An 11,396-nucleotide genomic window follows, 5' to 3' on the forward strand; every position below is an offset into this window, starting at 1 on the left:
AGGCCAGAGCCCGCGACCTCATGCCCGTGTCGCCGAATGTGTGCCAGAATTGCCCGGCGCGACGGGGTGGGGACCGCGCACGCGTGACGATGTGAAGGGGGATCACATGGGTGGGGATCGCGATATCTCGGAGGGCCGGGTGCGAGCGCTCGCTCCGAGCGGAACCGTGCTGAGGCGGGAGGTCGACGCCGAGGCCGACGCGTGCTTTCGGGAGATCCGCATCCAGGTGACCGGACGCGCAGGCGTCGGGAAGACGACGGTTCGGTCGGTACTTTCGGCCCATCACGAGCTACGCACGACGGACGCCGCGATCGAGGAGACGGCGTCGATCGATGTCCCACGGGTGCCGGATCCCGAGCTCGACGGCGATGTCGTCGTGTACGTGGTGGCGGGAGACGCCCAGGCCGTCGACATCGACGCGGCACGCGGCGCACGCGGTGTCGTGGTCCCCGTTCTTGCGAAGGCAGACGCCGTGGACCGCCTTCAGGACGTCGTCGACGGTGTGTCGTCCAAGCTGGGGTGCACTGTTCACCCGCTGATGGGGACAATCGCGATCAGTGTCATGAGCAGCCGGCCGCCGACGTTCGAGCCGCTGCGAGAGTCGGCTGCGGCGGTGACGCCGGAGATGCTGCTGACTCCCGAGCGGTTTCTTCGAGCCGGCATTCCCATGTCGAAGCAATCACGGGCCGAGCTCGTTCGCAGTGTCGAGGTGGCGGGAGTCGGTATCGCGGCGCGGGCTCTGACGGAGTCTCCCGGGATGGACGACGCCACCGTTCGGTTGCTGCTGGCGGAGAAGAGTGGACTCGACGCCGTCGTGAAAGCCGTCCGGCGAGCAGTGGAGAACGTTCGCGCGGCACGACAGGGCCGGTTGTTGGTTCGGCTGAACCAACTCGCAGCCCGGCACCAGGAGTCGATGGAGATCGAGAGGTATCTGGCGTCCGACGAAGCTGTGTTCGCAGGCATGCGGGCGGCTCTGCACACCCTCGGGGAAAGCGAACACCCCAACCCGACCCTCGCCACCGTCCGCTCCTGGCGCGAACGCCGCGACACTGCACTCGAACCTGCGGCCGCGCGAGCAGCGACAGCCGTCGGCCGCGGGTACCTGAGGATGCTGTCGCGGTGATCGACCTCCCGAGCGACATGGACGGCGTGATCAAACGGTGGTACCCGGCAGGAGTCGACGAGATCGCGTCGGGCCGCGCAGCGGATCCCGTAGGAGTGCTCGTGCACGGATCGAGCGGGGCCGGTGTGTCCACCGTCGACGCGCAATTGGACCTGTGGTCCGTGGACGGGGTCGACCGGGCGCCGGACATCGAGTCTGCGGCGGTGGTGCTGTTCGTCCTCGACGCGTCGGCGCCCATCGGTCGGACAACGCTCGCCGCTCTCGAGCCCGTGCTCGAATCGACGGCAACCGGCGTTCTCGTCAACAAGGTCGACGCGCATCGCGGCTGGCGGGACGTGGTTCGTTCGGTCACCGATTCCATCGCCGAATTCGTTCCGCGAGCAGTGGACGTCGCTGTAATGCCCACTTCCGCTCTTCTGGCCGAAAAGGCCCGGGCAGTGCAGGATCCGCTGACTCGTACGGCGATGGTCGAGGAATCGGGAATCAGGGACGTCCTCGATTTCGTGGAGAGTGCCGCGACGCAGCACACCGAGGTGCTCCGACGACGCAAGTACGACGCGGCCGTTCGGCATGCCGCAGCCGGGGCGCGGCAGGAGATCGTCCGCAAGGCCAGAGCGGTCACGAGCGCGTCGAACACCGCAGCGCTGCGCGCCGAACGAGCCCGGTTGACCGATATTCGCGATCGGACCAGGGCCGAACGGACCGCTGCACTGCGGACCGGGCTACAACTCGCCCGTGCGGAATCGGTGCACGACGTGTCCGAGGCCGTTCGCGAATTCGCCTCGTCCGCACGAGAATCGATCGACTTCGCCGGCCGCGCCGAGCTTCGTCACCTCCAGCCGGAGATGACAGCACGGCTCGACGCGGTTGCGTCGGCGGTCGACGCGCGGTTGTCCGACAGGCTTCGCGCGATCGACACCGATCTGGAACTGTCCGTCGAACTCTCTTCGGTCACCGGTTCGCCACTCGCGCACCCCGAGCCGTCGATTCGGCGCGGAGGGGTCGAGGACAAGATGATGATCGTTCTCGGTGCGTCTGCGGGAGTGGGTCTTTCGCGCCTCGCAGTGTCGCCTCTCTCTGTCGTCCCGGCGCTGGAGATCGCGGTGATTCCGCTGTCGCTGGTGTTGGGCGCGTTCTGTGCGTGGTGGCTCGTCGGGTCGAGGAAGCTCGTCGCGGACCGGGCTCACCTGAGAACATGGGTCGCCGACGCGTCGGCCGCGGCGAGGTCGACGCTCGAGCAGCGTGTCCTGGCTCGAATCCTGACCGCCGAGTCCGCGTATTCGGCCGCTGCACGCGAGACCTCCCGCGTAGCTGCGCGCGCGGCCGACACCGAACTCGAGAGGGTCGAAGCCGAGCTGCGGGTGGTGTCGGAGAACCGCGCGTCCGTCCTCGCTGCATGCGACCGAGACCTCGCGGCACTCGACCGCGGCGTGGAGAGGTTCACCGCCGGCGGCCGCGCGGAACCGGAGACGCCGCCGATGCGTCTGAACCAGTAGAGGTGGTGTCCGCGGAGATCGGAGATACAGGCGTGGAGTGGAACGAGCTGTTCGACGGCGGCGGCGACGGCCCTGCCGTCGACCCTGCGCACGATTCGCTCTCGGGGGCATCCGGCGTCGGCTCGGTCGAGTTGTTCGACCTCGACGACGACGGGTACGAGGAGACCAGGGTCAGCCACACCGAGGCGGGCCTGACCGTCGCCAGGGATCGTGATGGGGACGGTGTGATGGATACGTTCACTTCCATCCAGAGTGGTGGCCGTTACCAATCCTGGGAGATTTCTCGTGCCGACGACGGCACGGCGAGGTGGGAGCAGACGGCATCGGGGGAGACCTTCGAGTAAGTATGACCGATTGTTGCTGATGTCCTGACAAGGAGAACGGGCTGCTCGAAGACCTCGAAGTGCACGTAGGAGTAGCTGAATCGGTCTTGTGACCAATCGGACAACAGCCTGATTCCTGATTGGCAACTCACGGCGTTAACCTGAAACCAGGACACCCGGCGCCCGTGTCCTCGGTTTGACGTTGCCGCTATGATGCGGTATACGCAGATCGTGCGATCGGGCAGTTCCCCACCGAGAGGGGAAGATCGGATCTGCGTCTGCCTCGCTGAACTGACCTGTGTGCGAGCAGACATCAGAATCTGGTTCCGGCTCACCCCAGGAGAGTTAGATGACCTCAGCGACCATTCCCGGTTTGAACGGCACTGACGCCGCGCCTCCCACCCAGCACAAGGAACTCCTTGCGTGGGTGCAGCAGGTGGCGGAACTCACCGAGCCGGATCGCGTGGTCTTCGCTGACGGATCCGACGAGGAGTGGGAGCGTCTGACCACCCAGCTGGTGAACGCCGGCACCTTCACGCGTCTCAACGACGAGAAGAAGCCCAACTCGTTCCTCGGCAACTCGGACCCGTCGGACGTCGCTCGCGTCGAGTCACGCACCTACATCTGTTCCGAGCGCGAGATCGACGCAGGTCCGACGAACAACTGGATGGACCCGTCGGAGATGCGTTCTCTGATGACCGACCTGTACCGCGGCTCCATGCGCGGCCGCACCATGTACGTCGTTCCGTTCTGCATGGGACCGCTCGGCGCCGACGACCCCAAGCTGGGCGTCGAGATCACCGACTCGGAGTACGTCGTTGTCTCCATGCGTGTCATGACCCGCATGGGCGCCGCTGTACTGGAGAAGCTCGGCACCGACGGCTTCTTCGTCAAGGCTCTGCATTCGCTCGGCGCTCCGCTCGCCGACGGCGAGGCCGACGTGCCGTGGCCGTGCAACGACACCAAGTACATCACTCACTTCCCCGAGGATCGTGAGATCTGGAGCTTCGGTTCGGGATACGGCGGCAACGCCCTCCTCGGCAAGAAGTGCTACTCGCTGCGCATCGCATCGGCGATGGCGCACGACGAGGGCTGGCTCGCCGAGCACATGCTGATCCTCAAGCTCATCTCGCCGGAGGACAAGGCTTACTACATCGCCGCGGCATTCCCGTCGGCCTGCGGCAAGACCAACCTCGCGATGATTCAGCCCACCATTCCGGGGTGGCGTGCCGAGACCATCGGCGACGACATCGCGTGGATGCGCTTCGGTGAGGACGGCCGCCTGTACGCCGTCAACCCGGAGTTCGGCTTCTTCGGTGTTGCACCGGGAACCAACTGGGATTCCAACCCCAACGCGATGAAGACCATCGACCAGGGCAACTCCGTCTTCACCAACGTCGGCCTCACCGACGACGGTGACGTGTGGTGGGAAGGCCTGGAGAACCGGCCGGATCATCTGATCGACTGGAAGGGCAACGACTGGACGCCTGATTCGGATTCGCTCGCCGCGCATCCGAACTCGCGTTACTGCGTGCCCATGGCTCAGTGCCCGTCGATGGCCGACGAGTGGGACGACCCGAAGGGTGTCCCGATCTCCGCGATCCTCTTCGGCGGACGCCGCAAGACGACGGTTCCGCTGGTCACGGAGGCTCGTGACTGGCAGCACGGTGTCTTCATGGGCGCCACCGTCGGCTCCGAGCAGACGGCCGCCGCCGAAGGCACGGTCGGCACCATCCGCCGCGACCCGATGGCCATGCTTCCGTTCCTCGGCTACAACGTGGGCGATTACTTCCAGCACTGGATCGACCTCGGCAAGAACGCCGACGACTCCAAGCTGCCGAAGGTGTTCTACGTCAACTGGTTCCGTCGCGGCGACGACAAGCGCTTCCTGTGGCCAGGATTCGGTGAGAACTCCCGCGTCCTGAAGTGGATCGTGGAGCGCATCGAGCACAAGGCTGCAGGTGTCGAAACGCCCATCGGTGTCGTCCCCACGGCCGACGCTCTGGACATCTCCGGGCTCGACACCACCACCCAGGACGTCGCTGAGGCGCTCGCGGTGAACGTCGAGGAGTGGAAGGCCGAGATCCCGTTGATCGAGGAGTGGTTCGACTTCGTCGGCGAGAAGCTCCCCACCGGCATCAAGGACGAGTTCGACGCGCTCAAGCAGCGCTTGGGTGCCTGAGTGTCGTAGCTAGCACCCTTTTTGTAGACCTGGCACCCCTGTTCCGATGCGAACAGGGGTGCCAGCCTCGTAAATAGGGTGTTAGGTTCCCAGCCGCTGAGCCGATTCAGCCACCGGACGCCAACACCGCTGCGCCCGTCAGGGTCCCGACGGCTCCGAGCTTCGCCGGCACGATTTCGAGGCCGTCGAGGAACTCGAGCTTGGCGTGCAGGGCCGCGGACTCCTGGATGGGATCCCAGAGCGGCGGGCCTGCCTGAGCGAAACCCCCACCGATCACAACGAGGTTCACGTCGACCAGAGCTGCCGCCGACGCGATCGCCTGACCCAGTGCCACACCTGCACGCTGAAGAGTGGTGATGGCGACGATGTCCCCGTCGCTCGCGGACTGTGCGAGGTCAGCGCCTGTGCTGCCGGTCCAACCTTGTTCCTGGGCCCACCGGACCGCCGACGGCCCGCTGGACACCGTCTCCACGCAGCCGAGGCCACCGCACGTACAGGGCGTCGCCGATCCGGGTACGACGATGTGTCCGATGTGACCTGCGTTTCCGCTACGCCCGTGCACGATGCGACCTCCCAGCACCAGTCCGCCGCCGATTCCGGTCGACACGACGAGGCTCAGTACGTCGTCGACGCCGACGGCAGCCCCGAAGCGGTGTTCGCCGAGCGCAGCACACCCACCGTCCATCGCCAGCGTGACCGATGCGCCGTCGAACCGCGTCCGTACGGCGTCGGTCAGGGCGAAGCCGTCCTTCCATTCCGGGATGTTGATCGGCGCGACCGTGCCCGCGACGGTGTCGACCGGACCGGAGCACGCTATCCCGATTGCGTCGACGTCCGAGCCGACGGACACCGCGTCCAGCAGCTCCTCGCAGGCTCGCCACACGTCCGACTGTGGGGTCGGCACGGTCAGCGGTTCCCCCGGCCTTCCGTCGTCGCCGACGATGGCCGCGGTGATCTTTGTTCCCCCGATATCCAGTGCCAGCGCTGTCATCGTTCCAACGTACCGGCGCGAGTGGAGCCTGCGGAATGAGCCGGGTGGGCTGTGCGAGTGGAGCCTGCGGAATGAGCCGGGTGGGCGGTGCGAGTGGAGCCTGCGGAATGAGCCGTGTGGGCGGTGCGAGTGGAGCCTGCGGAATGAGCCGGGTGGGGCGGCACTCGCGTCAGTCGGCGCGGAAGACGAGGACGAGGTTGCTGGCGAGGAGTTCGCGGAGGCCGGGAACCCGCATGATCCACCATGCCCATCGGGGGTGGTACCGGGGGAACGCCGCGAGGAGGGTTCCGCTGGAAGTGTTTCGAGCCCAACGTAATCCGTCGCCTGCTCCGATGTCGAACAGTGATTCGCCGAATCTGTTCTTCGGCTCGTGGCCGTGTGTGCGCAGGTATCGCCGGGCCGCGTATTCGCCGCCGATGTAGTGCCACGGCCGTGTTTCGTGCCCGCCGAACGGGCTGAGCCACAGTGTGTAGGACAGGACCGTCAATCCGCCGGGACGGGTGACGCGGAGCATTTCCTCTGCCATGATCCAGGGCTCGCGGACGTGCTCGGCGACGTTCGAGGAAAAGCAGATGTCGACGCTGTCGGTGAGAAACGGCAGTGCCATTCCCGAGCCACGGACGCTGCCGTGGACGGTCAGGCCTGCAGCGTGCAGTTCGGACGCGTCGGGTTCGACGGGGAAGTACCGAGCTCCGCTGCGTTCGAAGCCCTCCGCGAAGTAGCCGGGGCCCCCGCCGACGTCGAGCACGACGCGATTGTCGAGCGAATCGCCCGTCATGCCCCGGTAGAGGTCGCCGATCAATTCGACGGAGTCACGGGCGAGTGCGCCGTAGAAGATGTCGGGCGCGGTCTGCTCGTGCCCGAAGTCCCGGAGCAGCCCGACCGACCTGCTGAGGGTGGCGCGTTTCGCGAACAGTCGAGTGACCCGGTCCCTACGCACGAGCAAGAACACTAGGCGAGCGTCCATGTCGAGCGACCGCTGGGCCACACGAACGGCTAGGGTGTCCAGAAGTTTCAGCTGTCCGGAAGTTTCAGCTGTTCGGACGTTTGGGTGATGGTGTCGGCCGCGAAGGGGGTACGGGCGTGCGCGAGGTGCTGCTGCTGTGCTGGCGCGACACCGGGCATCCCCAGGGCGGCGGCAGCGAGCGGTATCTCGAGCAGGTCGGGGCCGGGCTGGCTGCGCAGGGAGTGAAGGTGACGCTGCGGACGGCGTCGTATCCGGGCGCGCCCGCCGAGGAGATCGTCGACGGAATTCGTATCAGTCGTGCCGGTGGACGGTTGAGTGTGTATCCGCGGGCGCTGGCGTCGATCGTCGCGGGGCGTCTCGGGTTCGGTTCGCTTCGCGGAATAGCCCCCGACGCCGTCGTCGACACCCAGAACGGCATTCCCTTCTTCTCGCGGATCGTGTCCGGAGCACCGGTGACGTTGCTGGTGCACCATTGTCACCGTGAGCAGTGGCCCGTCGCCGGACCCCTGATGGCCAAGCTCGGGTGGTGGCTGGAAAGCACGGTCTCTCCGCGGATCCACCGTCGTAACCAGTACCTGACGGTGTCTTTGCCGTCGGCCGACGAGCTTGTTGCCCTCGGTGTCGATCGCGAGCGAGTTGCCGTCGTGCGCAACGGCGCGGACGAGATTCCTGCAGGAACGCCGGTGGACACCAGAACTCCGTACCCGTCGCTGTCGGTGCTGTCGCGGCTCGTTCCGCACAAGCAGATCGAGGACGCACTGGCTGCGGTGGCCGCTCTTCGGTTCCGAGTCCCCGGACTGCACTTGGACATCATCGGGGGAGGTTGGTGGGAGGAGAACCTGCGTGAGCGGGTCGAGCAGCTCGGCATCGCGAGCGCGGTGACGTTCCACGGCCACGTCGACGAGGTTCGCAAACACCAACTTCTCGGACAGTCGTGGGTACACGTGATGCCGTCACGGAAGGAAGGTTGGGGTCTCGCTGTGGTCGAGGCGGCCCAACACGGAGTGCCGACTGTGGGGTACCGCAGCTCCAAGGGCCTCACCGACTCCATCATCGACGGTGTCACCGGTGTGCTCGTCGGCTCGGACGGCGCCGATCGTGATGTCACCGCGCTGACGGACGCTCTCGCCGAGCTACTGCTCGACGACGACATGCGTGCCGATCTGGGGGAGAAGGCCAGGGTCCGTGCGCTCGAATTCTCGTGGGTGCAGACCGCTCGCGGTGTGCAGAGCGTTCTCGCGTCGTCGATGCGCGGCTCGCACGTGTCAGGCCTCGTGTCGGCCGGACTTCCGGGTGCGGACCGCCCAGCCGAAGCCGCCCACCAGTAGCAGCAGCCACGCGAGGTGGGCAGCGACGACTGCCCGGTTGTCCGTCGGTTCGATTCGGGTCTCGCCCGGCACCCGGTACAGCGCGAGCTCGGCGTCCTCGTACTCCACCGTCAGCTGCTGCAGCGTCGCGACCGAGTTGCCCATCTGGCCGGGCGTCGTCCGTTCGAGGAGCACCCATCCGACTCCGAGTCCGGCCAAGTCGTCGGGAGTTCCGCCGTCCAGAAGAACCTGTTCGACGGCCTCCGCCCTGCTTCCTTCTCCGCGCACCGAACCGCCTGCGACGAGGAGCTCCCCGGTCTGGAGCACGTCCAGCGGCAGCATGCGAGGTGCAGGATCGAGAACGGCGGCGTCGCCGCTGTACGGGAACCGGCGGAACATACCTGCGGGCAGCACGGCTACGTCGCCGTCCTCCCCGGCCAACTCGTCGGCGACCACCGACCACGACGCCGGGTATTCGACGGGCTTCACCTGGCCTCCGACGCCCCACGCGAGGTCCGGCAACGCGATCACCACGGCCAGCGCCGCTGCGACTCCGGGAAGCCAGCGGTTCCCGAGTCTCGCGGCAGCCCACGTGACACCCGCCGCCGCGGCGAGAACGTAGAACGGCACGGCGAGCGCAACCCACTTCTGGGCGTCGCGCAGCAGTCCGGCGCCCGGTACCTCGGCGGCGGCCCATTCGCCGACGCGAATCCCTGGAGACGTCGCGGCGAGGGCGGGACCGACGATCGCGAGCGCGGCCAGAATGCCCAGAGCGGTGACGACGGGGTTGCGTCGGCGTCGCCACAGGGGTCCGATGCCGAGCGCGACGATCGCGAGCAGCAAGGCGGTGCCCAGGACCGCGAATGCCGATGTTCGCGTGACGGGGACGGCGTCGGCGTTCCAGATGCCGCCGAGTCCCGCGAGGGAACCGACGGTCCCGAGTCCGGGCTCGGCGCGGGCTGCGAACGCGGCGACGCCTGCGGGGTCGGTACCGGTGGCCCCCGAGCCCGACACCGCCGTCGCGACGAGCCAGGGCGCCGACGCCAGCAAGGTCAATCCCGCTGTGAGCGGAAATGTTTGCCTGGACGCGCATAACCATGCACATGACGCGGCGAGCAGCGCACCCGTCGGCGTCAGGCCCGCAACAGCGAGGCAGACCGCGAGCCACCCCCACCGGCCCGTCCGCCTGAGATCGAGAGCGGCGACGACCGTCCACGGCAACGCCGCATAGCCGATCAGAAGACTCCAATGCCCTTGTAGCAGACGCTCGGCGACGTAGGGATTCCAGATCGCGACCGTCGACGCCACCAGCAGTGCGGGCAGAGGTGCCGACGGCAGCACAGTCCGCGACATCTGCGCGGCACCCCAGCCGGCGAGCCACACCGCGAGCAGCAGAGCAGCTTTCACGACGAGTCCCCCGTCGACCACCGTGGACAGGGCGGCCACCACCGCGTCCTGCGGAACGGCCCGGGCGGCGGCGTCGCCGACACCGAGTGCCGAGTCGGTGAAGTAGGACCTGGGTGTGCTGACGGCGTCGCGCAGAAGCAGATAGCCGTTGCCGAACAATGGGCCGAGCACCACGAACGCAAGGGCGACGCTGTAGAGCGGCGGCGCCCACCGGTACCCGCGCGCAGCCCACCGACCACCCGACGCCATGTTCGGCACCCTATACCGTGGGCGCATGCCGACTCGCGCTGTCTCTGCCTCCGGATCCGGGTCCGCAGGCAGAGCGATGGTAGCCGGGATGACGATGGTGACCATCGGATCGATGACGGCCAACGTTGCGTCGTATCTACTGCATCTGCCTGCGAGCCGTCTGCTGGGTGTGGCGAAGTACGGCGAGTTCGCGAGCCTTCTCGCCGCCCAGCTGGTGCTGGCCGTTCCGGCGCTTGCGTTGCAGTCGGTCGTCGCCAGGGAAGTGGTGCGCGGTCGAAGCGCCGGCAAGCTCCGAAGCCTCGGATACCGCTGCGCTGCCGTGGTCGCCGTCCTGTCCGTCCTCGCGGCACCGATAGTTGCGGTCGCGATGGACACGGGTGTTCTGGCGACGACATCGGCGCTGGTAGTCGCCCCGCTGCTCGTGTTACTCGCGACCGAACAAGGGCTGCTGCAGGGCACCGCGCGGTTCGGCCGATTGAGTATCGTGCTGGCATCCGCGGGCTTCGGCAAGGTCGTTCCCGCCGTCGTGGCGCTGTTCCTCGGCGCGGGTCCCGGCACCGTGCTCGCGGTCAGTGCCGCCGGCACAGGACTGGTCGCCCTCGGAGCACGGTTGGCGAACCGAGAGCCATCCGGGTCCGGCGGCCTGCTCACCGGCGACGTGCGCATCGGCGTCGCCACCGTGCTGCGGGCCTCGCAGGTTCAGTTGGTGTTGATTCTGCTGTCGTCGGTGGATCTGCTCCTCGCGCGCGCACTGCTGACCGAAGCCGACGCAGGCATCTACGCCCTCGGCGCCGTCGCCACGAAGGCAGCGTTCTGGCTTCCGCAGGCAGTAGGGGTAGTGCTGTATCCGCGCATGGCCAACCCTGCACACTCGGCGTCGGCGCTGCGATCGGCACTGTCCGTCGTCGCGGGAATCGGTGCGGTTCTGATCGTCGGGGCGGCCGTCGCCGCGGGACTGATCCCGCTGATCGTGGGTGAGGATTACGCAGCCGTGCAGGGATACCTGTGGATCTTCGCGTTGCAAGGGGCCTGCCTCGCGGTGCTCCAGAGCGCGTTGCTGTGGGCTATTGCAGGCGAACGCACGACCCTTGCGATCCTTGCATGGCTCGGGCTGGCTGCCGAGGTCGTCTTGTTGACGCTGTGCGCGTCCACGGTGTTGCAGTTCGTCGTGGTCGCAGTGTCCGTGGCCGCTGCAACCGCACTCGCGGTGTGCGTGGCAGCCCTACGTTCCTGAGTGCACCGCAGTCCGCCACTGCAGTCCGCCACTGCAGTCCGCCACTGCAGTCCGCCACTGCAGTCCGCCACTGCAGTCCGCCACTGCAGTCCGCCACTGCAGTCCGCCACTGCAGAC

General features: G+C 67.2%; 9 protein-coding genes. 6 read left to right on the plus strand and 3 right to left on the minus strand.

Annotated features, from left to right (window positions below):
- The first annotated feature begins 106 nt into the window (after positions 1-106).
- The 4 genes from ACFULT_RS03310 to ACFULT_RS03325 all read left to right on the plus strand — a co-directional run bounded on the left by ACFULT_RS03310 (position 107) and on the right by ACFULT_RS03325 (position 5,124).
- Complete coding sequence (locus ACFULT_RS03310; RefSeq protein WP_378480589.1) at positions 107-1,123, plus strand: hypothetical protein; 1,017 nt, start codon at positions 107-109, stop codon at positions 1,121-1,123.
- Positions 1,120-2,619: a hypothetical protein gene (locus tag ACFULT_RS03315; RefSeq protein WP_378480590.1), complete on the plus strand. Its 1,500-nt coding sequence runs from the start codon at positions 1,120-1,122 to the stop codon at positions 2,617-2,619. Before ACFULT_RS03310 ends, ACFULT_RS03315 begins: the two co-directional genes overlap by 4 nt.
- A gap of 5 nt (positions 2,620-2,624) precedes the next feature.
- A complete protein-coding gene (locus tag ACFULT_RS03320; protein ID WP_378480591.1) occupies positions 2,625-2,963 on the plus strand; it encodes a DUF6802 family protein in 339 nt (112 codons plus the stop codon).
- Positions 2,964-3,291: 328 nt separating this feature from the next.
- Positions 3,292-5,124 (plus strand): phosphoenolpyruvate carboxykinase (GTP), encoded by a 1,833-nt coding sequence (locus tag ACFULT_RS03325; RefSeq protein WP_378480592.1) that lies wholly within the window; start codon positions 3,292-3,294, stop codon positions 5,122-5,124.
- Positions 5,125-5,230: 106 nt separating this feature from the next.
- Here ACFULT_RS03325 and ACFULT_RS03330 read toward each other — a convergent pair whose 3' ends face one another.
- Positions 5,231-6,115, minus strand: coding sequence for an ROK family protein (locus ACFULT_RS03330; RefSeq protein ID WP_378480593.1), 885 nt, complete (start codon positions 6,113-6,115; stop codon positions 5,231-5,233).
- A gap of 169 nt (positions 6,116-6,284) precedes the next feature.
- Positions 6,285-7,082 carry a class I SAM-dependent methyltransferase gene (locus ACFULT_RS03335; protein ID WP_176459944.1) on the minus strand — a complete coding sequence of 266 codons (798 nt, stop codon included), beginning with the start codon at positions 7,080-7,082 and terminating at the stop codon, positions 6,285-6,287.
- A gap of 116 nt (positions 7,083-7,198) precedes the next feature.
- On the opposite strand from ACFULT_RS03335, the gene ACFULT_RS03340 reads away from it, so the two are divergent.
- Positions 7,199-8,410, plus strand: a complete 1,212-nt coding sequence (locus tag ACFULT_RS03340) for a glycosyltransferase family 4 protein (protein ID WP_094719918.1) — start codon at positions 7,199-7,201, stop codon at positions 8,408-8,410.
- Here the strand turns inward: ACFULT_RS03340 and ACFULT_RS03345 are convergent.
- Positions 8,348-10,045, minus strand: a complete 1,698-nt coding sequence (locus ACFULT_RS03345) for a hypothetical protein (RefSeq protein ID WP_378480594.1) — start codon at positions 10,043-10,045, stop codon at positions 8,348-8,350. The two genes, ACFULT_RS03340 and ACFULT_RS03345, sit on opposite strands and share 63 nt — an antisense overlap.
- A gap of 25 nt (positions 10,046-10,070) precedes the next feature.
- Between ACFULT_RS03345 and ACFULT_RS03350 the strand changes: the two genes are divergently transcribed.
- The gene (locus ACFULT_RS03350) at positions 10,071-11,279 is read left to right on the plus strand and encodes a lipopolysaccharide biosynthesis protein (protein WP_378480595.1); all 1,209 of its coding nucleotides are present in this window, start codon (positions 10,071-10,073) and stop codon (positions 11,277-11,279) included.
- Positions 11,280-11,396 lie beyond the last annotated feature (117 nt).

The sequence above is a fragment of the Rhodococcus sp. NPDC057297 genome (genome assembly GCF_042667435.1).
Classification (GTDB): domain Bacteria; phylum Actinomycetota; class Actinomycetes; order Mycobacteriales; family Mycobacteriaceae; genus Rhodococcoides.

Bases quoted from the DNA above. Each gene is read 5' to 3' on its own strand.
- ACFULT_RS03345 (WP_378480594.1), bottom strand. From the start codon at position 10,045: ATGGCGTCGGGTGGTCGGTGGGCTGCGCGCGGGTACCGGTGGGCGCCG.
- ACFULT_RS03325 (WP_378480592.1), top strand. From the start codon at position 3,292: ATGACCTCAGCGACCATTCCCGGTTTGAACGGCACTGACGCCGCGCCT.
- ACFULT_RS03350 (WP_378480595.1), top strand. From the start codon at position 10,071: ATGCCGACTCGCGCTGTCTCTGCCTCCGGATCCGGGTCCGCAGGCAGA.
- ACFULT_RS03330 (WP_378480593.1), bottom strand. From the start codon at position 6,115: ATGACAGCGCTGGCACTGGATATCGGGGGAACAAAGATCACCGCGGCC.
- ACFULT_RS03335 (WP_176459944.1), bottom strand. From the start codon at position 7,082: ATGGACGCTCGCCTAGTGTTCTTGCTCGTGCGTAGGGACCGGGTCACT.
- ACFULT_RS03310 (WP_378480589.1), top strand. From the start codon at position 107: ATGGGTGGGGATCGCGATATCTCGGAGGGCCGGGTGCGAGCGCTCGCT.